The organism is Paralimibaculum aggregatum (genome assembly GCF_030270585.1).
GTDB classification, from domain to species: domain Bacteria; phylum Pseudomonadota; class Alphaproteobacteria; order Rhodobacterales; family Rhodobacteraceae; genus Thermohalobaculum; species Thermohalobaculum aggregatum.
This window is the reverse complement of record NZ_BSYI01000012.1, coordinates 70,967-94,428: the sequence shown is the minus strand read 5'-3', so window position 1 is coordinate 94,428 and position 23,462 is coordinate 70,967. Positions and strand designations below refer to the sequence as shown.

Below are 23,462 nucleotides of genomic sequence, written 5' to 3'. Positions count from 1 at the left end.
GACCTCCCGCCGGGCGGATACCTTACGCGACAAGCCTGCCGCAGGGCAGGCGCGATGACAAGAACGCCGGCGCAGCACAGGGCCGCCGGGCGGCACGCCGGATGCCGATTTGCCCTGCCGGGTTGCCCGGCCCAGCCCAGCCTTGCCCGGCGCGGCCGCACGGGCCGCCCTCGCCGGACCCCCCAGCGCGCCGCGGCAGCGCTCGCAGGTCGCCAGTTCGCTCCGGTCCCGCGCGCACGCCGCGGCAGCTTGTGCCCCGCCCGCCTGCCCGAGACAGGGGCGGAGGCGAGCGCACCGGCCCGAACCTTGCGCCGGTCTCCCGGCCCCCGGCAGGCACCGCCCGCGCTGAGCCCTTGCGGTTGCGGCCTGCCATGGGTAGCCGCGCGGAGCCCTTGTCGTGCCGGCCCGGTCTGCTAGCCTGACCCTCTAGATCGGCGGTGGATCGAAGGCGGGGAGAGCGAGGCTTCGCTCCCGGAGATGTGCCGCAGTGCAACTGGCGAAGGCGCCTGCCGTGCCCGATACCGATCCCGCGAAACCGGCCCCTCCCACCGGCAACCAGCCGGACTGGACGGCGAGCGTGCTGGCCGAGCTCGGGCTCGGCCCGCCGACCAACCCGCCGACCAACGCGCCGCACGGGAACACCGGCGCGCCGGTCACCGCCAGCGAGAACGCGCGCCTCGCCGCGCTGTCGGCGGAGGAGCTCGCCGCGACCAACCTGACCATGGGCGACACCAAGGCGCTGTTCGGCCAGTCCTACATGCTCCGGCTCAAGGACACGCCGATCCGCGGCGAGGGCGACCCGGCGCTGAAGGCGCTGATGCGCGAGGTCGAGAAGGGCCTCTCCGGGCCGCGCCGCACCGCGGTGATGCAGGACCTGGCCGGGATCGTCGGCATCCCGCCCACCGCCGAGCAGCTCGACCTCGACTACGGCCGCTTCCTCGTGGTGCGCCGGCAGCAGGCGGCGATCGGCACGGCGAAGAACGACACGGTGCCCGGGCTCAACGAGGAGATGCATCCCAGGTTCATGGCCTCGCGCCCGCAGCTGATGTTCGGCAAGGTGGTCGGCGACGCCTTCGGGATCCACGAGGTCTTCGCGGCGCTGCTGAGCCCCACCGGGGGGCTCGTCGGGCCGGGCAACTGGCTGATCCCGGGGGTCGTCAAGGCCGGGCACCTGGCGCCGGACAACCCGGTCGGGCTGCACGGCACGGTGCATGACGCCGCCGGCTACCTGCTCTCGTTCCACGATGCCGGGCCGGGCTACAACTACCGCGACAGCCGGATCGAGATCCTCGGCACCGACAGCCCGCTCTCGGGCCAGGTCAGCGGCATCGCCTTCTGGGCGAAGGAGGCGGGCGACGACTATGTCCGCCACCGCGTCGATGCCGCGCTCGTCGAGATGGAGAAGGCGCTGAAATCGGCGCGCGACGCGGTGACGGCGGAGATCGAGCGCAGGCTCGCCGAGGCGCAGCAGGCCGCGGCCCGCGCCGCCGGCACCGCGAAGGGCTTGGCGGAGAAGGCCGGGCAGGTCATGGTCGGCGTCGGCGATGCGATCCTCGATGCGCGCGACAAGGTCAGGCGGACCGCGGTGCAGACCTTCGAGACCGCGACCAGGGCGCTCGGCGGCAAGCCGAACCGGAAGGCGAAGGACAAGCTCGACGCCGCCTGGGACTTCATCTGGAGCTGAGACGTGGCCTCGATCGACCTGCATCCCTCGGAACTCGCCTATGCCTTCTCCTATTCGAGGACCGAGGCGGTCATCGGCTGGGGCAGCGCGCCGTTCCTGCCGGAGCCGGGCGCCGACGGCGATCCGGCCGACTGGCTCCTCGACGGCGAGGCGCGGCTGCGCGCCGCGGGCCGGCTCACCGGCACGCCCGAGGCCGGCCTGAACTTCACCGAGGAGATGGCATCGGCGATCCTGGCGCTCGCCGATCCCGGCCTGGTGCTGCTGGCCCAGCGCAAGGAAGGCGACGGCATGCGGACGCTGACCGTGCATGCCGCCGGCGACACCTTCGCCGGGCTGCTGCGGCGCCCGGACGGCATGTTCGAGCTGACCCGCTATGCCGATCTGACCGCTGCCGCCGGCGCCGGCGCGAGCTTCGTCGGCGCGGCGCTCGCCCCGGCCGGGCACGAGAGCCGCATCGAGGCCAACATGAAGGTGCTGGGCCGGCTGAAGCAGCTCGCCGGTGCCGGCGCGGCCGACAAGGTGGTCGCCGCCCTGGTCAGGCTGGGCGCCGCCGAGGCGGATGCGCGGTCCGCCGCGCTTGCCCTGGCCCGGCCGGCGGCGGCCGGGGTGCTGAGCGTGCTTTACTGCGCCGCCAACGAGGTCGGGGATGCCGAGCCGTTCAGCGTGATGACCGACGCCGAGGACCGCACCTGGATCGTGTTCCCGCCGGCCGGGCCGGAGGGGCCGGTGATCCTCGAGCGCAGCTCGGCCGGCGCCCTCGCGGCGCGCATCGCGGTCGGCGTGGCGGCGCGGCTCGCGGCGCAGAGCTGAGCGGACCGCCGGGCTCAGCCGCCGAACTCCCGCGCCAGCAGCCGCCGGATGCGGCGCAGGTGATAGGCCAGCCGGCGCGCCAGCGGCGGGCGGGTGCCATAGTCGGCCGCGTTGCGCGCCGCGGTGGCCGCCAGCCTGCGCGGGTCGAGCGCGAAGGGCGCCGCCCGCCGGTCCGCCGCATCGGCGAGGAACAGCGATGTCGGCGCGGCGGCGCTGACGAGGCCGAAGCCCGCGCGCCGCGCGGCCAGGCCCAGCGTGTCGCTGCAGAAGCCGAGCACATGGGCGAAATGGAACCGCGTCGGCCCCTTGGGCTCGTAGGCCTGCATGTCCGGCACCTCGAGATAGAGGATGCCCCCGGGCGCCAGCCAGTCGCGCATCCGCGCCAGCGCCGGCACCGGCGTCGCCAGGTGCTCGAGCACGTGCAGGCAGGTGATCGCCTCGAAGCTCGCCGGCGCGAAGGTCATCTCCTGCCAGCGCCCGGTGCGGATCGTGCAGCTGGCATGGGCCGCGGCCCTCTCCCGTGCATGCCGCGTGTAGCCGCCATGCGGGTCGAAGCCGGTGACCGCATGGCCGCCTTCGGCGAGATGCACCGCCAGCTCGCCCGAGCCGCAGCCGAATTCGAGGATCCGCCGCGGCCGGTCCAGATCCATCACCCGGCCGAGCGCCGCACGTCGCCGGGCCGCCTCCCCGGCCTTCCTCGCGCTGTGCGCGCGCCGCGGCCGCAGCCGCGCGAGCTGGTATTCCAGCCGGTAGACGCTGGCATAATAGGCCGCCAGCTCAGCCTCGCTGGGCATCGGATTGGTGAAGAACATCCCGCAGTCATGGCAGAGCTCGGTGGTCAGGCGCTTCGCCTTGCGGTCGTGGCGCGCGATCGGCGCATGCCGGGCCGAGCCGCAAACCGGGCAGTCCACCGTGTCGCCACGATAGGGATAGCCCGTGAAGGGCAGGAAATATGCAAGGGCGCTGCCCATCTGGTCGCTTCGCGATACCCGCTCCCGCGCAGGCCGCGCCAGGTCGCGGCCTGCGCCGAGGCGGCGCGGCGGCTTGCGGCGAGGGCCGGGTCCGCCGCCCGGGCCGGGTCGCCGCGCCGTCGCCGGCCCGGCATCCTGCACCGGCCGGCCGATCAGCCAGTATGCGGGCGCCGATGGCGGCGATCAAGCCGCCCGGCGCCCCTGCCATGCGCGGGGTCCCGCCATGGGCCGGTGTACGCGCACGCCGGGCCACCGCGACAGGCCCCCTTGCGATGCGCCGGTTGCCGGCAGCGTCGATCCTCCGCCCGTACCGGCACGGATCGAAGTCGGCCATGCCGAGCGTATCCCCCTTGCGCGGGACACCGCCCCCCGGCGGTCCCGCCCCCGCCGCCCGGCAAGGCGACTGACCGCCTGGGCGTCCGAGAGCCCTGGGGCGTGCCTCCGATCTACGCGGCAATCCTCGCCGGCAGCGACCGCGGCAGGGGCGGTATCGACACGCCCCCGGATGCAAGGATGCAAGTCTGCCAAACCGGCATCATCTCGACGGCAGCGGCGCGGGTACGCCGAGACGGAGCCCACCCTCGCCGGCATCGACTCCAGCACGGGCGCGATCGATATTACCCGGATGCAGGGATGCAAGGCCGCCGAACCGGGAACATCTCGACGGCAGCGGCACCGCGGCACCCGGCGGTCATCGCCGGACCGGCACCGCCCCCCGCCTGCCGCGCGCATTCGCCGATACGGAGCCCATCGGGACCGGCATGGGCCCCGCCATCCCGGAGACCGCTGTTGCCGTTGCAGGCGGCGGAGGACCTGTCGGCCCTCACCGGACTATCGGGCCGGGCCACCGCTTCGCGCAGGACCATCGGGGGCCTGCAGCAGCGCGCCGACACTGCGTGCCACCGAGATACTGCCGACGGGACGCCGATCGCCACGCTCGACCCGCCGAACCGAGGCCGCCGGTCAGCGCCTCGCGGTTCTTCGGCGGGGGCGGATCGAGGCGCAGCACCGCGCCCCGGAGGATGCGGGAAACCTGACGGGAAACGCGGCACTCGTCCGCGCCATGATCCGCGAGCCGACCCCCGGGGGCGCGGCCGGAACGCCATGCCCGTCACGGCGGCACGGCTCGTCAGGCAGCAGCACACCCGCAAGCCGGAGGCGCTCGGCAGCCCGAGGCACCGCCGCAGGATCGCGCGCAGCGCGGTGGCGGCGATGTGGCCGGCGGCGGCGGCACGCCCGCCATGCCGTTCGTCTCCGGGCTGCCGAGCCTCGCCCCGGCAGCCGCCGACACGCGGCTCACAGACCGCGGCGGGTGCGCCGAGCAAGAGCCCCACGCGCTTGAGTAGACATCCCGCGGCAATCCTGACCGGTGGGCGCATGGTTTCGACGCCCCCGTCCTGTTCTGCCCCGGAGGCGGTGAAAGCCGGAAACGGGCACTGCCGATGCCGAGTGTCAGTGCGGGCACCCCCGCAGCAATCCTCGCCTGCACTCCGCGCTCGGTTATCTGAGCCCCGCGCGTTACGAGGAGATCAACCGCCCGGCCCTGGTCAAAACCGCTGCCTGAACCTGTCCGGCCCCAGGGGCGCAGTCCATCGTGCGGGGGGACCATCTGCCATCTTCCCCCTAGGAGCTGCGTCGTTTGCCGCGGGCCGGTGCGGCGGGGACGGGTGCCCGGCAGGGGCCGGCGCTCCGCCCGTTGCCCGGCTCTGGCGCGGCGGGGCGCCGGTCCCGATCGGCCTGAGAGGGCCTGCGACGACCGCGCCCGGGCGAGCCTGCCGGCCTTCCGGCACTGCGCACGGGCGATCGGCGGGCGGCGCGGGACGACCTCAGGCGGGTCGTCGCCGCGGTGGGCCCCGGAGGCCGCCGCCCTGACAGGCGGCACGAGACGGCGGGCCATCCGGCGCTGCGCCCGGGCGATCGGCGGGTGGCGCGGGGTGACATCAGGCGGGTCGCCGCCGCGGGGCCCCGGAGGCCACCGCCCTGACCGGCGGCGCGAGACTGCCGGCCTTCCGGTGCTGCGCCCGGGCGATCGTCGGGCGGCGCGGGGTGACATCAGGGGGGTCGTCGCCGCGGGGCCCCGGAGGCCGCCGCCCTGGCCGGCGGCAGGAGACTGCCGGCCTTCCGGTGCTGCGCCCGGGCGATCAGCGGGCGGCGCGGGACGACCTCAGGCGTTTCGCCGCCGCGGGGCCCCGGCGGCCGCCGCCCTGACCGGCGGCTCGGGGCGTGGGCTCTGCCCGATCTCCCACCCGCGGCGCCGGGGCGGGCGGCGAGCCCCAAGGGCGGGCCGGCGCGGCGGCATCGGTTGCAGGCTTCCGCGCAATCTGCAACCCTCGCGCCCACGCTTCCGCACCGTGGCGGCGCCTTCCGCCGCGGCACATGTTTCCGCCGCCCGCGCGCCACCGCGGAGAGCCCCGCCAGGGACCGCCGCCATGACCCGCCGTCCGAGACTGCGCTCCTACCAATCCTGGGTCGCGAACGAGACGCTGGAGGACTATTCGCTGCGCTATGCCGCGAAATCCTTCCGCCGCTGGTCGCCCTTCGTCATCGCCAACACCGCGCTCGGCGGCATCTCCTTCCTGGCGCTCGAGGCGATCGGCGGCGCCATCACGCTGAGCTACGGCTTCGCCAACGCCTTCCCGGCGATCATCGTCACCTGCCTCTTCATCTTCGTCACCGCCTACCCGATCGCCTTCTATTCGAGCCGGCACAACATCGACATGGACCTGCTCACCCGCGGCGCCGGCTTCGGCTATATCGGCTCGACGATCACCTCGCTGATCTATGCCTCCTTCACCTTCATCTTCTTCGCGCTCGAGGGCGCGATCATGGCGCAGGCGCTGAAGATCTATGCCGACATCCCGCTGGTGCTGGGCTACCTGATCTCCTCGCTGGTGGTGATCCCGGTGACCTTCGTCGGCATGACGATGATCAGCCGGCTGCAGCTCGTCACCCAGCCGGTCTGGATCGTGATGATGCTGACGCCGTTCTTCGCCATCGCCATCGGCTCGCCGGAGTCCTTCGCGGAATGGGCGGCGCATGCCGGCAGCGAGCCCGGCGGCGACGGCTTCGACCTGATCGCCTTCGGCTCGGCGGTGACGATCCTCTTCGCGCTCTCGATCCAGATCGGCGAGCAGGTGGACTATCTGCGCTTCCTGCCCGAGCGCACCGCCGGCAACCGCCGCGCCTGGTGGTCGACGGTGATCTCCGCCGGGCCGGGCTGGATCGTGATCGGCGGCTTCAAGATCCTGTTCGGCAGCCTGCTGGCGGTGCTCGCGGTCTCGGCCGGGCTCGAGCGGGAGACCGCGCTCGAGCCGGTGCGGATGTTCATCGAGGCCTATGGCCATGTCTTCGACGACCCGCGCATCGTGATGGCGGCGGCGGCGGTCTTCGTGCTGGTCTCGCAGGTCAAGATCAACGTGACCAACGCCTATGCCGGCTCGCTGGCCTGGTCCAACTTCTTCTCGCGCGCCACGCACCAGCATCCGGGCCGGGTGGTCTGGCTGATCTTCAACATCCTGATCTCGCTGCTGCTGATGCTGCTCGGGATCTTCCAGACGCTGGAGCTGGTGCTCGCGGTCTATTCGGTGATCGCGGCGGCCTGGATCGGTTCGCTGTTCGCCGATCTCGCGATCCTGAAGCCGATGCGGATCAGCCCGCCGGCGATCGAGTTCCGGCGCGCCTATCTGCACGACTTCAACCCCGTGGGCTGCGGCTCGATGGCGGCGGGGGCGCTGATCGGGGTGCTCTGCTTCGCCGGGCTGGCGGGCGACTATCCGGAGGCCTATGCCGCGCCGCTGGCCTTCCTCTCGGCGCTGGTGATGGCGGTGGCGATCGGGGTGGCGACGCGCGGGCGCTACTATCTCGCGCGCCAGCCGGTGGCCTTCCGCAAGGCGCGCGGGCGGCGGATGAACTGCGCGATCTGCGGCGTGGAATACGAGCGGCCGGACATGGTCTCCTGCGCCTTCTACGACCGGCCGCTCTGCTCGCTCTGCTGCACGCTCGACGCGCATTGCCACGATGTCTGCAAGGCGCCGGCACCGGACGCGGCGGAGCGCGAGTCGCGGTTCTTCCGCTCGATGCGCAGCAAGATCGCGCCGCATACCTGGCGGCGGCTGCGCAAGGTGCTGGTGATCCTGCTGACGCTCTCGGTGGTGACGGCGGCGGTGTTCCTGCTGACCTATCGCATGGTCACCTATCCCGGCGCCGCGCCGATGACCCAGGGCACGCTGCTGTTCGACGTGTTCCTCGCGATACTGCCGCTGCTCGCCATCGGCGCCTGGTGGATCGTGCTCTCGCAGGAGAGCCGGGAGCTGGCCGAGCGCGACCTCGTCACCTCGCTCGAGGAGCTCGGCCGCACCCAGCGCGAGCTCGCCGGCAGCGAGCGGCTCGCCGCGATCGGCCAGATCACCGCCACGGTGAGCCACGAGCTGCGCAACCCGCTCGGCACGGTGGTGACCTCGGCCAACATCCTCGGGCGCCGGCTGGGCGAGAGCGACGGCGCCACCCGCGAGGAGCTCGACCGGCTGCAGCGCAATGTCTGGCGCTGCGTGCGGATCATCGACGACCTGCTGGAATTCTCCCGCCGCAAGGAGCTGATGGTGACGCCGATCGACCTCGACGGCTGGATCCGACGCCATCTGCGCGCCGGCGATCTCGGCATCAGCGCCGAGCCGGTGCTCGACCTCGCCGCGGAGCGCGTGGTGACCGCCGATCCCGAGCGCCTGCGCCAGGTGCTGGCGAACCTGCTGACCAATGCCGTGCATGCCTGCGAGGCGGCCGGGCGCCGCTCGCCGCGCATCGCCATCGAGACCCGCGCCGAGGGGGCAGAGGCGGTGCTGCGCGTCTCCGACAACGGCGCCGGCATGGACGAGGAGACCCGCGAGCAGGTCTTCGAGCCGCTGTTCAGCACCAAGGCCTTCGGCGTCGGCCTCGGCCTGCCCATCGTGCGGCGCATCGTCGAGCAGCATGGCGGCAGCGTCGCCATCGAGAGCCGCCCCGGCGAAGGCACCACCGTCACCGTGCGCCTGCCTGCCGAGCCGCTGGCCGCCGGGCCGCTGGCCGCCGACGGGGCGCCGGCATGAGCGCCGCGGTGCAGGGGCCGCGGGTGCTGGTGGTCGATGACGACATCGACTTCGCCGGCAGCCTCACGGCGCTGCTGCAGCTCGAGGGGCACGGCGTGGCGGTGGCGCACAGCCCCGAGGCGGCGCTCGCCCGGATCGAGGCCGACGGCATCGTGGTCGCCCTCGTCGACATCCGCCTCGGCCGGCAGAGCGGGGTGGAGCTGGTGCGCGAGATGCGCCGGCGCCGGCCGGAGATGGTCTGCGTGATGATCACCGCCTATGCCTCGATCGACACCGCGGTGGAGGCGCTGCAGGCCGGCGCCTACGACTATCTCTGCAAGCCGTTCTACCCCGAGGATCTGATCGCCACGCTCGGGCGCTGCTTCGAGCGGCTGGAGCTCGGGGCCGAGCGCCGCCGCATCGCCGAGCGGGTCAGCCACATGCAGCGCATGGAGACCATCGGGCAGATGACCTCCGGCATCGCGCACGACTTCCACAACGTGATCGGCGTGCAGTTCGCCACCCTGCGCTGGCTCGAGGGGCGGATGCCGCCGGGCTCGGCCGAGGCCGAGGCGATTGCCGATGCCATCGCCTCGCTGGAAGGCGGGCAGCGGCTGACCTCGCGGCTGCTGCATTTCGGGCGCACCGGGCGGGGCGATACCGAGATCGTCGACCTCGCCGCCGAGATGCCGCCGATCGCGCGGGTGCTGCGCCGCGCGCTCGGCGAAAGCGTCGAGGTGGTGCTGGAGATCGCGCCGGCGCTGCACCCGGTCAGCGTCGCCCGCGGCGAGCTCGAGGCGATCTTCCTCAACCTCGCGCTCAATGCCCGCGACGCGATGCCGGAGGGCGGCTGCCTGCGCATTGCCCTCGCCAACATGCGGGTGACGCGGGAGCCGGCCTGGCGCCGGCTCGGCCTGATCGCGGGCGAGCATCTGCGCATCGCGGTCTCCGACACCGGCACCGGCATGACCCCGGAGGTGCTGGCCCGCGCCCTCGAGCCGCTCTACAGCACCAAGCCGCGCGAGCGCGGCTGCGGGCTCGGGCTCTCGATGGTCGACAACTTCATCCGCCAGGCCGGCGGGCGCGTGGTGATCGAGAGCGCCCCCGGCGCCGGCACCCGGGTCGAGCTCTACCTGCCGCGGGCGGTGCCCTCCTCGCCGCCGTCCTCGCCGGGCTGCGCGACGAACATGTAGCCGACCCCGCGCACCGTGCGGATGAAGCGCATGCGCCCGGCATCGTCGCGCAGCTTGCGCCGGATGCGCCCGATCAGCACGTCGATGCTGCGGTCATAGGGCGACCAGTTCCGGCTCGCCACGATGTCGAGGATCTGCTCGCGCGAGAGGATCCGGCCCTTGCGCACCAGCAGCGCCTGCAGCACCTGGCATTCGCGGTGGGTCAGCCGGATCGGCCCGCCCTCGGGCGGCAGCACCTCCTGGCTCTCCGGGTCGAGGCGCCAGCCCGAGAAGGCCCAGAGCCGGTCCTCCGCCGCGCCCTCCGCGACGCCGGCGCTGCGGCCATAGCGGCGCAGCACCGCGCGCAGCCGGGCGATCAGCTCGCGCGGCTCGAACGGCTTGGTCACGTAGTCGTCGGCGCCGAGCTCGAAGCAGACCACCTTGTCGATGGTGCTGTCCTTGCCGGTGAGCATCACCAGTGGCATGTCGTGCTGCACCCGGAAGGTGCGGGCCAGCGACATGCCGTCCTCGCCGGAGGGGAACCTGAGGTCGAGCAGCACGAGGTCGAAGCTCTCGTCGGCCAGCAGCCGGCGCATCGCCGCGCCGTCATGGGCGGCGCGGGCGGCAAAGCCCTCGTCGGCGAGGATGCGGACGAGGACGCCGCACATCCGGCGGTCGTCGTCCACGACCAGGATTCGGTGCTGGGCGGTGGCGGGCATGCGCGAGCATAGCCACGGGCAGGCCCGCCGGTCGAGCCGGCTCTGCCCCGCCCGAGGCCCGCCGCGGGCCGGAATCGCGCCCCGCGGCGCCCCGTTTACAAAAAGTTACATTTCCTCCCGGCCGGCGGCGCACTGGCGTTACCCGCCCCGCCTAGCCTCTCCCCCTGCCGGCACCCCGCAGCCCGCCCCCCGGGGCGGCGCGGGAGACAACAGCCCACCGGCCGGCCGACGCGGTGGGACACCCATGGCATGGGGGAGGAAGATATGCCCAAGACCGTATTCTCGATCGATCTCGACAAGGCGCCCGAGGACCAGGACATCAAGACCCACAACCGGTGGCACCCGGACATCCCGATGGTCGAGACCTTCAAGACCGGCGAGGTGTTCCGCGTCGAGTGCTATGACTGGACCGGCGGCCAGATCGGCAACAACGACAGCGCCAACGACATCCGCGATGTCGATCTCACGCGGGTGCACTACCTCTCCGGGCCGTTCGGCTTCGAGGGCGCGGAGCCCGGCGACCTGCTGGTGGTCAACATCCTCGATCTCGGCGCGCTGCCCAATTCGGAATGGGGCTTCAACGGCCTCTTCGCCAAGGAGAACGGCGGCGGCTTCCTGACCGAGCACTACCCCAACGCGACCAAGTCGTGCTGGGACTTCCAGGGCATCTACACCACCTCGCGGCACATCCCGGGGGTGCGCTATCCGGGCATCATCCATCCCGGCCTGATCGGCTGCCTGCCCGATCACAAACTGCTGGCCGAGGCCAACCGGCGCGAGGCCGAGCTGGTGGCGACCGATCCCAACCGGGTGCCGCCGCTCGCCGCGCTGCCCTATGCCGACACCGCGCTGATGGGCCAGATGTCGGGCGATGCCGCGCGCAAGGCGGCCGAGGAGGCCTGGCGCACCGTGCCGCCCCGCGAGCATGGCGGCAACTGCGACATCAAGAACCTGTCGCGCGGCTCGCAGGTGTATTTCCCGGTCTACGTGAAGGGTGGCGGGCTCTCGATGGGCGACATCCACTTCTCGCAGGGCGATGGCGAGATCACCTTCTGCGGCGCCATCGAGATGGCCGGCTGGATCGACATCAGCGTCGACATCATCAAGGGCGGCATGGCGAAGTACAACGTCATCAACCCGATCTTCAAGCCGAGCCCGATCGACCCGCATTTCGACGACTACCTGATCTTCGAGGGCATCTCGGTCGACGAGCATACCGGCGAGCAGTACTATCTCGACGCGCATGTCGCCTATCGCCGGGCCTGCCTCAACGCGATCGAATACCTGAAGAAGTTCGGCTATACCGGCGAACAGGCCTACAGCATCCTCGGCACCGCGCCGGTGGAGGGGCGGATCGCCGGCATCGTCGACATCCCCAATGTCTGCGCCACCCTGGCGATCCCGACGGCGATCTTCGATTTCGACATCAATCCCAACGCCTCCGGCCCGACGCCGCAGGTCTCGGGGGTCGACGTCGCCCGCACGAGCTGACGCCCGCTCCGCAACGCATCGTGAGGCCCGCGCGGGGGCATGAGGCCCGCGCGCGCGGCCGCCACAGGGGGATATCGCCATGTTGCTCGGCTTCGCCTTGCTCTATGTCGGCGCGGTCCTGTTCCTCAACGGGCTCTGGCTGCTCGGCCGGATCCAGGATCGCGAGATCGTCGTCATCAACATCGTCTCGGGGGTGGTCACGCTCTCGGTCGCCGTCGCCTCGATCTTCGGCGCCGGCGCCGATCTCGCCACCGTCAAGGCGGGGGCGCTGACGCTGCTCTTCACCACCACCTATCTCTGGGTGGCCTACAACCGCATCGTCGCGGTCGACGGGCGCGGGCTCGGCTGGTTCAGCCTGTTCGTCTCGGTCACCGCGGTGCCGGTGGCGCTGCAGTCCTTCGCCGGGATCGGCAGCGCGCTCGATCTCTGGATGGCCGTGAACTGGAGCGCCTGGGCGGTGCTGTGGTTCATGTACTTCCTGCTGCTCGCGCTCGGCCGGCCGATCCTGAAGGCCACCGGTGCGGCAACGCTGCTGATGGGAATCGGGACCGGCTGGATCCCCGGATTCCTGCTGCTCGAGGGCGTGCTCTGAGGCACACTGCCCGCGAGGCACGAGAACGGTGCCGCGGCGGCTGGCCGGCGCGGCACACCAGGCAAGACAACAACCGGAGACACCGATGCCCATCTACGGCTATCTCTGCACCTCCTGCGGGCCCTTCGAGAGCTGGGCGACGCTGGCCCGCTCGGAGGAGCCCTGCACCTGTCCGAGCTGCGGCGCACAGGGCCGCCGCGAGGTCGCCCTGCCGCATCTCGCGATGATGAACGCCTCGCTCAGATCCGCGCTCGACCGCTCGGAGAAATCCTCGGCCGAGCCGAAGGTGGTCAACAAGAAGCACCTCGCAGGCTGCGGCTGCCCGCTCTGCAAGATGGGGCCGAAAGGCAACCAGACCCGCAAGAAGTGGTCGATCGGCCACTGAGCGCGGCAGCCCCGGCGCCCGTGGGCTGGGCGCCGGGGCTGCTGGCGCTCGCCCTCGCGCAGGTGCTGAGCTGGGCCGCGCTGTTCTACAGCTTCGCGGCGCTGCTGCTGCACTGGGAGCGCGATCTCGGCTGGCACAAGGCGGAGCTGACGCTGGGGCTGACCGCGGCGGTGCTGGTCTCGGCCGCCGCGGCGCCGCTGGCCGGGCGCATCCTGGATGCCGGCCACGGGCGGCTCCTGCTCGGCCTCAGCCCGGCGCTCGGGGCGCTGGCGCTCTGCGGGCTCTGCCTCGCGGAGACGCCGGAAGCCTTTGTCGCGCTCTGGGTGGTGGTCGGGCTGGCGCAGGCCGGCTGCCTCTACGAGGCGCTCTTCGCCTTCGTCACCCTGCGCCTCGGCGGCGCGGCGCGCCCGGCGATCCTGCGCGTCACGCTGGTCGCCGGCTTCGCGGCGCCGGTGGCCTTCCTGCTCGGCGGGCGCATCGCCGAGGCGGCGGGCTGGCGCGCCGCGCTGCTCACCCTGGCCGGGCTGGCGCTGGCGGTGGCGGCGCCGCTCAACTGGTTCGGCGCCGGCCGGCTCGAGGGCGGCGCGGCCCGGCCCGCCCGACCGGCCGCGCGGCCGAGGGTGATGCGCCGGGTGCTGCGGTGCCCGGCCTTCTGGCTGATCTGCATCGGCTTCACCTGCATCGCGCTCGATCACGGGATCCTGCTCAACCACCTCGTGCCGATGCTGGCCGAGCGCGGCATCGCCGAGGGCACGGCGCTGATGGCCGCGGCCTGCATCGGCCCGATGCAGGTGGCCGGGCGGCTGGCGCTGCTGCCGGTCGAGGGCCGCGCCTCGAACCACGTGCTGGCGCTGCTCTCCTTCCTGGCGCTGGCCGCCGCGGCCGGGCTGCTGCTGGCCACCGGCGGCGCGGTCGGCCCCGGCGAGGCGGCGGCGCTGGCCTTCGGCTTCGCCGGGCTGCAGGGCGCGGCCTACGGGCTGACCAGCGTGCTGCGCCCGGCGCTGGCCGCCGAGACCCTCGGGCACGAGGGCTTCGGCACCGTCTCGGGCTGGCTGGCGCTGCCCTATCTCCTCGGCTTCGCGCTGGCGCCCACGCTCGGCGCGCATCTCTGGGCGGCGGGGGGCTACGACCTCGCGATCCTGGCCGCCCAGGGCGCGGTGCTGGCCGGGCTCGCCTGCCTGCTGGCGCTGCGCCTCGCGGCGCGCTGAGCCCGGCCGCGGGCGCGGCGATTGCATCGCGGCCCGCGACGCCGGAGAATGGCGCCTCCCCAGCGCCACGGAACAGATGGACCCAGCCCTCGACATCCGCGCCTATGACGGCCCCGGCCAGCTCCACAGCCACGAGATCGTGCAGCTCGTGCTGCCGATGGAGGGCGCGCTGGAGCTCGAGATCGCCGGGCACGGGGCGCGGCTCTCGCCGGCGCTCTCGGCCTTCATCGCGCCGGGCGAGCGGCACACCCAGGCCGGGCACGGGCCGAACCGCTCGCTGGTGCTCGAGGCGCCCGCCGCGGCGTTCCCGCCGGCTGTGCTCGAGCGGCTCGGCCGGCAGCGCTTCTTCGCCCCGGCACCGGCGCTGCGCAGCCTCGTGGAGTTCGCCGACCTGCGCAGCCGCGCCGCCGGGCTCGGCACCGGCGATCTCGCGGCGCTGGCCCGGCTGCTGACCGGCACGCTCGGCGCGGAGCCGGAGCGCCCCGCCCCGCGCGACCGGCTGGCGGCGGCGATCCGGCGCGACCCGGCGGCGGACTGGCCGGTCGCGCGGCTGGCGCGGGAGGCCGGCATGAGCCGCTCGGCGCTCTACCGCGCGCTCGCCGCCGGGGGCGAGAGCCCGGGGCGCTTCGTCACCCGCATCCGGCTCGAGGCGGCGCTGGCCGATCTCGCCGATCCGCGCCTGCCGCTGGCCGGGATCGCCCTGCGCTGCGGCTTCTCCGACCAGGCGGCGCTGACCCGGGCGATGCGGCGCGAGACCGGCCGCACCCCCGGCGCCTGGCGCCGGCAGATCGGGACGCCGGGCCAAGCGCGCGGAACGTGAGGACAAGCCCGCCGCCGCGCCGGCGCGCTATCTCCCGGCGACCGGAAAAGGCGCGGAGGCGGCGATGAACGCGGCGAGGCTGACGGGGATTGCGGCGGTGCTGGCCGCGGCCCTGCTCTGGGGCACCACGGGGACGGCGCAGAGCCTGCTGCCGGCGGCCCGCGAGCCGATGGTGGTGGGCGCGCTGCGGCTCGCCTTCGGCGCGGCGACGCTGCTGGCGCTGGCACTGGCCGACCCGGCCTGCCGCCGCGCCCTGCCCGGCCTGCCCTGGGGCACGATCCTGTTCGCCGGGGCGGCGGTGGCGGCCTACAATCTCTGCTTCTTCCGCGCGGTCTCGGAGGCCGGGATCGGCATCGGCACGGCGGTGACCATCGGCAGCGCGCCGATCTGGGCCACGGCCTGGGAGACCCTGACCCATCGCCGGCTGCCGGGCGGGCTGCGCCTCGCCGGGCAGGCGGTCTCGATCCTCGGGGTCGGGCTGCTCGGGCTGACCGGGGCGGGCGGCGGCTCGGCGCTCGGCATCGGCCTCGCGCTGGCCTCCGGGGCGAGCTATGCCGCCTATTCGCTGGCCACCAGCGCGATCGGCCACCGCGCGCCCTCCACGGCGATCGCGGCGGCGACCTTCGGCACCGCGGCGCTGCTCACCGCGCCGGTGCTGGCGATCCTCCCGCTCGGCTGGATCGCCGGGGCCGATGCCTGGGGCGCGCTGGCCTTTCTCGGGATCGGCGCGACCGGGCTGGCCTATGCGCTCTACACCTGGGGGCTGACGCGGGTCGCCGCCTCCACCGCGGTGACGCTGGTGCTGGCCGAGCCGGTGACCGCCTGGTGCCTCGCGACCTTCTTCGTCGGCGAGCCGGCGACCGCCGAGAGCATCGCCGGCGCGGTGCTGATCCTCGCCGGGCTGGCCCTCGTGACCGCGGTGCCGGCGCGGCGCTGAGCGGCCGGGGGTGGCCGCGCCGCCCGGTTCAGCGGCTGCCGCGATCCACCAGCCGGGGGCCGCCGAGCGCCCGCCGGTCGGCGGCATCCTCGGTCACGCGCAGGATGCAGGTGGTCAGCTCCTCGAGCCGCAGCGGCTTGCCGACATAGCCGTCGAAGCCCGGCCGGGCCGCGCGCCGGCGCGCCTCGCCGGGCCCGCGGGTGCCGACCAGGATGACGCTCGCCGCCCGCCCGTCGGCCTCGGCGAACCGCAGCGAGGCCAGCACGTTGGCGCTCTCGGCGCCGGCCACGTCGTCGTCGAGGATCACCAGGTCGAAGCGCTCCGCCGCCAGCTTCGCCAGCGCCGAGTGCACCGAGGCCACCGCGGTGACATTGGCCCGCTGCGTCGAGAGGAACAGCTCCAGCACCCCACGGTCGAGCCGCGCCGGCTCCACCGTGAGCACCCTGAGCCCCGGCGGCAGGCGCGGCGCCTCGCGCAGCGGCTCGCCGGGTTTCGCCACCGCCAGCGGCAGCGGCAGGCGCACGGTGAAGGTCGAGCCCGCGCCCGGCGCGCTGTCGAGCTGCAGCACCCCGTTCATCGAGGCGACCAGGTCCCGCACGATGTGCAGGCCGAGCCCGCTGCCGCCGAAGCGCCGGGCGATGTCGGCCCCGGCCTGGGCATAGGGCTCGAAGATCGCCGCCTGCTGCTCCGGCGCGATGCCGATCCCGGTATCGGCGACCTCGATGCTGAGCGGCTGGTCGGCCAGCCCCCAGATCCGCACGGTCACCGCGCCCGCCTCGGTGAAGCGGATCGCGTTGCCGACGAGGTTGTCGATGATCTGGGAGATCCGGTGCTCGTCGCCGATGCGGGCGATGTTGGCGCCCTCGCCGGCCTCCGCGACGAAGTCGAGCCCCCTGGCGGCGGCGGTATGGGCATGGGTCTCCTGCGCCGCGTCGACCAGGTTGAAGGGGCGGAACTCCACCGCCTCCAGCGCCAGCCCGCCGGCCTCGATCCGCGACAGGTCGAGCATCTGGCTGGCGATGTGCTCCAGCGTGCGGCCCGAGCGCACCAGCTGCTCGGCCAGCTCGCGCTCCGGCCCGCTCGGCAGCCGGCTGACCAGCAGCCCCGAGAGCCCGACCACGCCGGTCAGGTGATTGCGGATCTCGTGCGACATGGTGGACAGGAAATCGGTGCGCGCGTCGCGGCTGATCACCGCCTCCTCGGCCCGCGCCGCCTCGGCCTCGCGCGCCTGGCAGAGCTCGTCGACATCCGCCTCGACCACGTCGATCACCTCGGCGCCGCTGTCGGCGTCGCGCGCCTTCACCGCATCGACCCGCTGCCAGCGCGCCGTGCCGCCGACCCGGCGCATCCGCGCGATCACCACCGCGCGGCCGGCGCCGTCGAGCTCCTCGACGAGCCGCGCATGATCGGCCGGGTCCTCGAACCGCGCCACCAGCGCCGGCGCCAGCGCGCCATAAAGCGCCTCCGCCGCCGGGTTGCAGCGCAGCAGGCGGCCATCGGCAGAGAACACCGAGGCCGGCACCGGCGAGCGCTGCACCAGCGCCAGCAGCTCGGCATCCGCCGCCGCCCGCGGCGCCTGCGGCAGCATCACCAGCAGCGCCGGCCGGTCGTCCACCGTCACCGCCCAGGCCTCGGCCGGGAGATGCGCGATCTCGCCGTCCTCGGCGCGCACCGGCCAGCGGTTCTGCAGGCCCTGCGGCGCCGCCGCCCCGGCCGCGCCCCGCGCCTCGGCCACGAATTCCTCCGGCACGGCGGCGACGAGCGCGGCCACCGGCGCATCCTCGAGCGCGGCGACCTCCCAGGCACGCAGCGCCGCCGGGTTGGCCCAGAGCACCGACCCGTCATCCGGCGAGATCAGCCACAACGGCCGCTCGATCGCCCCCAGCAATGCAATATCCAGCGTTATCATGTCACCCCACCCAAATAATTCGGACGGATGGAAATCAAGATGCCGGCAGCATCCGGCCAGGGCACAATGGCCCGTGCGTCCTCGCCAAATACCGGGGCGTCCACTGGAGTGCTCCGGTTGCGTTCACTGGTCATTCCGATACCCCCCGATCTATATTTTTCTGGATCGCAATTCGGAGAAAGAAATACACGAACACAAACGGTTAATACCGAAATTCCCCGCAGCGGGGGGAAGCCGGCGGGCCATGCCGCCCGGCGCGCCGATCCGCGCTGCCCCGCTCATGGCGACACCACCTTGAGATGCGGCCCGCGGCCGGAGCCCGGGCCGGGATCGTAGCCCGGGCCGCCGCCGGAGCCGGGATCGCCCTCGCCGGGGCCGATCATCGAGACGCGCATCGCCGGCACCTCGAAGCTGAAGATGCTGCCTCGGCCAAGCTCGCTGCGCACCTCGATGACCCCGTCCCACTGCGCGACGATGGCCTGCGCGATGGCCAGCCCGATGCCGGTGCCGCCGACCCGCCGGGTCGAGGAGCTGTCGCCCTGGAAGAAGCAGTTGAAGATCCGCTCGATATCCTCCGCCGGGATGCCCGGCCCGGTATCGGCGACCTCGAAGAGCAGCCCGGTGCCGCTGGCCGAGGCGCCCACGCGCACCGAGACGAAGCCGCGCTCGGTGAACTTCACCGCGTTGTCGATCAGCACCCGCAGCACCTGCTTGATCAGGTCCGGGTCGTGGCGGAACAGCGTCGGCCCGTCGAAATGCGAGGAGCTCAGCACCGTGAGCTCGCGGCAGTTGTTGGCCTCCTTCGCGGCCTCGACCACCGCATCCATCAGCAGCACCGGGTCGAACTCCTCGGCGCGCACCGAGAGCCCGCCGCTCTCGATCTCCACCAGGTGCAGGATGTTGCCGACCAGGTCGAGCATCAGTTCGCCGGACTGGCCGATCACGTCCAGCATGCCCTTCTGCTCGCCCGCGATGCGCGAGTTCTGCAAGAGGTTCACCATGCCGAGGATGCCGTTCAGCGGGGTGCGCAGCTCGTGGCTCATCACCGCCAGGAACTGCGAGCGCGCCCGCACTGCCCGCTCGGCCATGTCGCGCGCCTCGGCCAGCTCCTGCGCGTGCTCGCGCGCCTCGGTGACGTCGAGCATGTTCACGTGGAACGCGCCGTCGCCGGTCACCGCGTCCTTGCAGCGGATCGCGTGGATGTCGAGCCAGCGCTTGCCGTGGCGGGTGTGCACCAGCGTGGTCATGCGGTGCTCGCCGTGGCGCTTCAGCCCGTCGAAGCATTCCAGCAGATCCGCCGGCGAGGCGAACTCGCGGCCGAAGACCTGCTCGCCGGGGCCGAAGGTGGTGCGGAAGGCGGGGTTGCCATAGAGCGCCCGGCCCGACTGGTCGAACAGCGCGATGATGGTCTGCGCATGCAGCAGCGCATCGGCGCTGCGGATCGTCTCCGGCGCGCTGACCTCCTCGGGGCGGGCCTCCACCAGCATGCCGAAGCGGCCGGGCTCGAGCTCGTGGCGGCGCAGGATCGCCTGCACGCGCACCGGACGGTCCTCCGGGTAGAGGGTCCAGAGCTCGGAGATCTCGCGGTCGGGATAGCGGGTGAAGTCCTCCTGGTGCTGCTCGAGCCGGGTCTTCACCGAATTCGACATCTCCGAGCGCATGTCGCGCCGCACCAGCGCCTCGACGCTGCCGGCATCCCAGAGCTTCAGCGCCGCCGGGTTGGCCCAGACGATCCGCATGGTGTCAAAGTCGAACACCCAGATCGCGGTGCGCAGGCGCAGCACCACATCCGCCGGGGTGACGACGGGGACCGAGCGGATCGCCGCTGGCAGGGTCTCGCGCGGCGTGTCGTGCGGATCAGACGGGGTCTTCATGCAACGCTCTCAAATCGCTTTCCGTGCGCTTATGCAAGGGATGGGTGCGCGCGTGCCGGTGCACTCTGCCGCTTGCAGCCTGCAATGATGTTACACCAATTGGTAGACAGGAAATTGCCATAGCGTCCGAATAACGACAAATCCGGCACTTTTTTTGCCCTGTGCCCGCGGTGCGGGAAGCGCGATCACAGGATGGCCACCGAGCCGCCACCGGGCTGCCACGACACCGCCGCAATCGGCAACCGGCTCGCCGGATGGTTGCCAGCATTCGAGATTTTGCGAATCACCTTGCACTGCACAGTGCCCCTGGCGGCGCTGCGGCCTGCGAAGCTGCGCGAAACCGGCAGCAGATCGGCAATTCACCCGTCGCGAATCGCAAATTTTAACTAATTTATAAGTAAAAATAGAGTATAAAAAACTGTCAACTCGAATTATGTCCGAGTTGCCAAATTTTTTTCGCAATTTCGCCCAAATCACCTTCCCTTCACGCGCAACTTCTGCCTTTGTGTTCGAAGGACGACAACATCCCTTCATTGGGTTACAGCGAACGCAGGTGTACAATGGAAGTAAGATCAACCCTCCCAAGCGGAACGCAATCGACCCCTCTGTGTACTGCGCCCGTTGCGCGAGACACGAGTGATCTACTGAATTCTGTTGTGAGGCGACTCAACTACACGCGAGATACGCAACATCGCTACATTCTTGTCGCACACCTCTTTGACGACACCCAACGAATGATTGACGCGCTGGCACCGCATATCGAGCTCGATGCGATCTTCGGCGTGCCCTATTCGTCGAACCGGACCGACATTATTGAGCGCTGGACCCGGCTCTATGGCGATAGAGTGTGCATTACTCAGAACATGGGGGAGATGGAGGCGGCGCTTGTCAAGCAATTGGCGCGTTCGCTGACGCAGTGCCGCCAGAACGGGCAGCGCCTGATTATTCAGGAAGTCGGCGGTTTTGTCGTCCCGATTCTGCACAAGTACTTCCGGGACCAGTTGCATCTCGTGAAGGGCGTGGTGGAGCTCACCAAGCAGGGGGTCTGGCGCGACCAGGAGATCGAGCTGCAGATTCCCGTGCTGCACTGCGCCGGCAGCGAGCTCAAGCGCCTCGAGGCCAAGCGCTGCGGCGAGACCATCGCGCGCTGCCTCGACGGCGTCGCCCGCGAGCTCGGGATCTCGCTGGCCGGGCGCTATGCCACGGTGTTCGGCGCCGGCTGGATCGGCTCGGGCGTGGCCCGCGCGCTGCGCCGGCTCGACATGATCCCCTCGGTGGTCGAGGTCGATCCGCTGAAGATCGCCGAGGCCCGGCTCGACGGCTTCCACGCCTCGCGCCATGGCGACCATCTCGAGCGCAGCGCCCTCGTGGTCGGCGCCACCGGCCGCCAGTCGATCACCCCGGAGGTGCTCGCCCGGATCCCCGACGGCGCCCTCGTGGCCAGCGCCAGCTCGCGCCAGCACGAGATCGACGTCGCCTGGCTGCAGGCCCAGCCGCGCAGCCGCATCAACGACGTGCTGGACGCCTATCACCTGGTCGACGAGCGCGCCCGCACCGCGCGCAACCTGCTCCTGGTGAACAACGGCTTCCCGGCCAATTTCATCCCCGGCTCCGGCAGCGTGCCCGACGAGATCGTCGAGACCATCCTCGCCGAGCTGATCGCCCTCATGCACACGCTCTCCCGCGGGGAGCACGACCCGGGCATCCACCCGATCGGCCGCGATCTCGAATGCTTCTGCGCCGAGATCTGGCTCGAGCTGCGCGACCGCACCTCGCCGCAGCACATCGACGACGCCGAGCTTCCACCCCTCGCCGCCGAACTCTGACGACGCCGTGACGACCCGACCATTACGTAAGGAGGACAACACATGAACATGCATATCTCGGGTGCCCTGCCGCAACTCACCATCGACGAAGCCCCCGTCGTCCACTCGCCCTACCTGGTGCAGAAGCTGAAGGGCCAGGCGCCGAACCTCTACGGCACCGTGAAGTTCCGCATGGTGGCGGAGAAGATCCGCGCCCTCGGCAAGGAGCTCGGCCGCCCGCCGCGGGTGCTCGATCTCGGCTGCTCGACCTCGATCTCGCGCGAGTACCTCGAGGGCAACGATCTCGAGTTCGAGTATTGCGGCGTCGATTACGAGGCCACCTTCGACCCGGACATCGTGATGGATGTGCGCGAGCTCTACGCCCAGCGTCACCGCCTGCCCTGGGTGCCGGACGTGATCATGCTGCTCGACGTGCTGGAGCACCTGCCCGGCAAGGAGCGCGACATCCAGACGGTGATGCAGGAGTGCCACCGGCTGATCCCCGAGCACGGCATGGTGCTGGTGATCGTGCCGCAGCTCTACCGGCTCGACCGGCTCAAGCTGAGCCACCTGACCTATCCCGAGCACGAGGTCCGCTTCACGCTCAAGGAATGGTCCGGCATCATCGAGAAGGTGACCAACATCGAGAAGATCGAAGGCATCGGCTACCTCTCCTGCCTGCCCTATCTGCCGATGCTGAGCCCCTGGTACACCGAGACCAACGCCCATGGCCGGCTGTTCAAGTATCTCCGCGGCACCGTGTTCGAATGGGCACCGTTCAAGACCGCCGAGATCGCCGTGACCGGGCTGATGAACCGCCTCGGCATCCTCAAGGGCTGGTGCAACAGCAGCCTGCTGATCTGCAAGGGCGGCACGCTGAAGAAGACCTGCTGAGGCGTTCGCCCGGCACCACATGACGGCACCGGCGAAACCGGTGCCCAGAGGGTGAGACACGGCCGGGCCCGGGGGGGTCCCGGCCTGCTCTCCTTCCGGGGCGCGGCGCAGCCCCGTCCGGGCGCAGGGCCCGGCTTCCGCGCCAGTCAGCCCCCCCCCGCCAGTCCGGCCCCCTTTCCCATCCGCAGCCCCCGGCCGCCGCGCCGCCGTCAAGGCCCGCGCGCGCAACGCCGGTTTCCGTGTCCGCAGGCCCGCCCGGGAGATCCTTCGGGATGGCAATCAGGCACGCGCTCCCTATCTCGCGATCTCCCCGGGCCGACAGCCCCGATACCGACCACGAGACGGAGCACCGCCATGTCGACGATCCTGATCATCGCCACCGCCGCCGACCGCATGGGCGCGGCGGGCCATCCCACCGGCGTCTGGCTCGACGAGCTCGCCACCCCCTGGCTCGCCTTCCGCGCGGCCGGCCACGGCGTCGAGATTGCCACCATCGCCGGCCGCCCGATCCCGGTCGATCCCAAGTCCGAGCCGCAGGACGAGGCGCCGGAGGCGCTGCGGAGCTTCCGCGCGCGCCCGGAGATCGCGGTCTCCCTCGACGCCCCGGCGGCGCTGGTCGATCTCGATCCCACCGCCTTCGGCGCGGTCTTCGTCCCCGGCGGCCACGGCGCGATGTGGGATCTCGCCGGCAGCCCGGCGCTGGCCCGCTTCCTCGCCCGCGCCTGGGCCGCCGGCGCGGTGCTCGGCGCGGTCTGCCACGGCCCGGCGGCGCTGGTCGGCGTCGAGCTCGAGGGCCGGCCGCTGGTCGCCGGCCGCCGGGTCAGCGCCTTCACCGACAGCGAGGAGCGCGCCACCGGCCTCGAGGCGGTGGTGCCCTTCCTGCTCGAGAGCCGGCTGCGCGCGCTCGGCGCCCGGGTCGAGACCGGGCCGGACTGGGAGCCCCATGCGCTGCGCGACGGACGGCTGGTGACCGGGCAGAACCCGGCCTCCTCGGCCGCGGTGGCCGCGGCGCTGCTCGCGGCGCTCGCCGAGACCCGCGCCGCCGCCTGAGCCGCGACCCGCCCCCGGTGGCGTGGCCGGAGCCGGGGCACCACCTCCCCCGCGCCCGCCACACCCGCCCGAGGCCGGAGG

At 72.2% G+C, this 23,462-nt stretch carries 17 protein-coding genes; 13 read left to right on the top strand and 4 right to left on the bottom strand.

Features of this window, described 5'->3' with window-relative positions:
• The first annotated feature begins 487 nt into the window (after window positions 1-487).
• Window positions 488-1,684: a hypothetical protein gene (locus QSJ97_RS09375; protein WP_285671478.1), complete on the top strand. Its 1,197-nt coding sequence runs from the start codon at window positions 488-490 to the stop codon at window positions 1,682-1,684.
• Between the two features lie 3 nt (window positions 1,685-1,687).
• Window positions 1,688-2,494, top strand: coding sequence for a hypothetical protein (locus tag QSJ97_RS09370; protein ID WP_285671477.1), 807 nt, complete (start codon window positions 1,688-1,690; stop codon window positions 2,492-2,494).
• Between the two features lie 14 nt (window positions 2,495-2,508).
• On the opposite strand, the gene QSJ97_RS09365 is transcribed toward QSJ97_RS09370, so the two are convergent.
• Window positions 2,509-3,465, bottom strand: coding sequence for a class I SAM-dependent methyltransferase (locus tag QSJ97_RS09365; RefSeq protein WP_285671476.1), 957 nt, complete (start codon window positions 3,463-3,465; stop codon window positions 2,509-2,511).
• 2,429 nt (window positions 3,466-5,894) lie between these two features.
• Here QSJ97_RS09365 and QSJ97_RS09360 point away from each other — a divergent pair.
• A complete protein-coding gene (locus QSJ97_RS09360; protein ID WP_285671475.1) occupies window positions 5,895-8,546 on the top strand; it encodes an ATP-binding protein in 2,652 nt (883 codons plus the stop codon).
• The gene (locus QSJ97_RS09355) at window positions 8,543-9,718 is read left to right on the top strand and encodes a sensor histidine kinase (protein ID WP_285671474.1); all 1,176 of its coding nucleotides are present in this window, start codon (window positions 8,543-8,545) and stop codon (window positions 9,716-9,718) included. Before QSJ97_RS09360 ends, QSJ97_RS09355 begins: the two co-directional genes overlap by 4 nt.
• Here the strand turns inward: QSJ97_RS09355 and QSJ97_RS09350 are convergent.
• Window positions 9,655-10,416: a response regulator gene (locus QSJ97_RS09350; protein ID WP_285671473.1), complete on the bottom strand. Its 762-nt coding sequence runs from the start codon at window positions 10,414-10,416 to the stop codon at window positions 9,655-9,657. The genes QSJ97_RS09355 and QSJ97_RS09350 overlap by 64 nt on opposite strands.
• Window positions 10,417-10,680: 264 nt before the next feature.
• On the opposite strand from QSJ97_RS09350, the gene fmdA reads away from it, so the two are divergent.
• From fmdA to QSJ97_RS09320, 6 genes are all read left to right on the top strand, one after another.
• Window positions 10,681-11,907, top strand: a complete 1,227-nt coding sequence (gene fmdA / locus QSJ97_RS09345) for a formamidase (RefSeq protein ID WP_285671472.1) — start codon at window positions 10,681-10,683, stop codon at window positions 11,905-11,907.
• 79 nt (window positions 11,908-11,986) lie between these two features.
• Window positions 11,987-12,499, top strand: a complete 513-nt coding sequence (locus QSJ97_RS09340; RefSeq protein ID WP_285671471.1) for an AmiS/UreI family transporter — start codon at window positions 11,987-11,989, stop codon at window positions 12,497-12,499.
• Window positions 12,500-12,584: 85 nt separating this feature from the next.
• Window positions 12,585-12,884 (top strand): FmdB family zinc ribbon protein, encoded by a 300-nt coding sequence (locus tag QSJ97_RS09335; RefSeq protein WP_285671470.1) that lies wholly within the window; start codon window positions 12,585-12,587, stop codon window positions 12,882-12,884.
• A gap of 20 nt (window positions 12,885-12,904) precedes the next feature.
• A complete protein-coding gene (locus QSJ97_RS09330; RefSeq protein ID WP_285671469.1) occupies window positions 12,905-14,092 on the top strand; it encodes an MFS transporter in 1,188 nt (395 codons plus the stop codon).
• Window positions 14,093-14,168: 76 nt separating this feature from the next.
• Window positions 14,169-14,912 (top strand): helix-turn-helix transcriptional regulator, encoded by a 744-nt coding sequence (locus tag QSJ97_RS09325; protein WP_285671468.1) that lies wholly within the window; start codon window positions 14,169-14,171, stop codon window positions 14,910-14,912.
• A 64-nt stretch (window positions 14,913-14,976) separates the two neighbouring features.
• Entirely contained in the window at window positions 14,977-15,849 is an 873-nt protein-coding gene (locus QSJ97_RS09320; protein ID WP_285671467.1) for a DMT family transporter, read from the top strand.
• 28 nt (window positions 15,850-15,877) lie between these two features.
• Here the strand turns inward: QSJ97_RS09320 and QSJ97_RS09315 are convergent, their stop codons facing one another.
• Entirely contained in the window at window positions 15,878-17,758 is a 1,881-nt protein-coding gene (locus QSJ97_RS09315; RefSeq protein WP_285671466.1) for an ATP-binding response regulator, read from the bottom strand.
• Window positions 17,759-18,036: 278 nt separating this feature from the next.
• Window positions 18,037-19,632, bottom strand: coding sequence for a sensor histidine kinase (locus QSJ97_RS09310; RefSeq protein ID WP_285671465.1), 1,596 nt, complete (start codon window positions 19,630-19,632; stop codon window positions 18,037-18,039).
• A 734-nt stretch (window positions 19,633-20,366) separates the two neighbouring features.
• On the opposite strand from QSJ97_RS09310, the gene QSJ97_RS09305 reads away from it, so the two are divergent.
• From QSJ97_RS09305 to QSJ97_RS09295, 3 genes are all read left to right on the top strand, one after another.
• On the top strand, window positions 20,367-21,458 hold the full coding sequence (locus QSJ97_RS09305; protein ID WP_285671463.1) for a Rossmann-fold NAD(P)-binding domain-containing protein: 1,092 nt from the start codon (window positions 20,367-20,369) through the stop codon (window positions 21,456-21,458).
• A gap of 42 nt (window positions 21,459-21,500) precedes the next feature.
• Complete coding sequence (locus QSJ97_RS09300; protein WP_285671462.1) at window positions 21,501-22,331, top strand: class I SAM-dependent methyltransferase; 831 nt, start codon at window positions 21,501-21,503, stop codon at window positions 22,329-22,331.
• 354 nt (window positions 22,332-22,685) lie between these two features.
• Complete coding sequence (locus tag QSJ97_RS09295; protein WP_285671461.1) at window positions 22,686-23,381, top strand: type 1 glutamine amidotransferase domain-containing protein; 696 nt, start codon at window positions 22,686-22,688, stop codon at window positions 23,379-23,381.
• The last annotated feature ends 81 nt before the right edge of the window (window positions 23,382-23,462 follow it).

Coding starts and splice junctions, on each gene's coding strand:
- QSJ97_RS09365 (WP_285671476.1), bottom strand. CDS start 3,465: ATGGGCAGCGCCCTTGCATATTTCCTGCCCTTCACGGGCTATCCCTAT.
- QSJ97_RS09360 (WP_285671475.1), top strand. CDS start 5,895: ATGACCCGCCGTCCGAGACTGCGCTCCTACCAATCCTGGGTCGCGAAC.
- QSJ97_RS09355 (WP_285671474.1), top strand. CDS start 8,543: ATGAGCGCCGCGGTGCAGGGGCCGCGGGTGCTGGTGGTCGATGACGAC.
- QSJ97_RS09350 (WP_285671473.1), bottom strand. CDS start 10,416: ATGCCCGCCACCGCCCAGCACCGAATCCTGGTCGTGGACGACGACCGC.
- fmdA (WP_285671472.1), top strand. CDS start 10,681: ATGCCCAAGACCGTATTCTCGATCGATCTCGACAAGGCGCCCGAGGAC.
- QSJ97_RS09340 (WP_285671471.1), top strand. CDS start 11,987: ATGTTGCTCGGCTTCGCCTTGCTCTATGTCGGCGCGGTCCTGTTCCTC.
- QSJ97_RS09335 (WP_285671470.1), top strand. CDS start 12,585: ATGCCCATCTACGGCTATCTCTGCACCTCCTGCGGGCCCTTCGAGAGC.
- QSJ97_RS09325 (WP_285671468.1), top strand. CDS start 14,169: ATGGACCCAGCCCTCGACATCCGCGCCTATGACGGCCCCGGCCAGCTC.
- QSJ97_RS09320 (WP_285671467.1), top strand. CDS start 14,977: ATGAACGCGGCGAGGCTGACGGGGATTGCGGCGGTGCTGGCCGCGGCC.
- QSJ97_RS09315 (WP_285671466.1), bottom strand. CDS start 17,758: ATGATAACGCTGGATATTGCATTGCTGGGGGCGATCGAGCGGCCGTTG.
- QSJ97_RS09310 (WP_285671465.1), bottom strand. CDS start 19,632: ATGAAGACCCCGTCTGATCCGCACGACACGCCGCGCGAGACCCTGCCA.
- QSJ97_RS09305 (WP_285671463.1), top strand. CDS start 20,367: ATGATTGACGCGCTGGCACCGCATATCGAGCTCGATGCGATCTTCGGC.
- QSJ97_RS09300 (WP_285671462.1), top strand. CDS start 21,501: ATGAACATGCATATCTCGGGTGCCCTGCCGCAACTCACCATCGACGAA.
- QSJ97_RS09295 (WP_285671461.1), top strand. CDS start 22,686: ATGTCGACGATCCTGATCATCGCCACCGCCGCCGACCGCATGGGCGCG.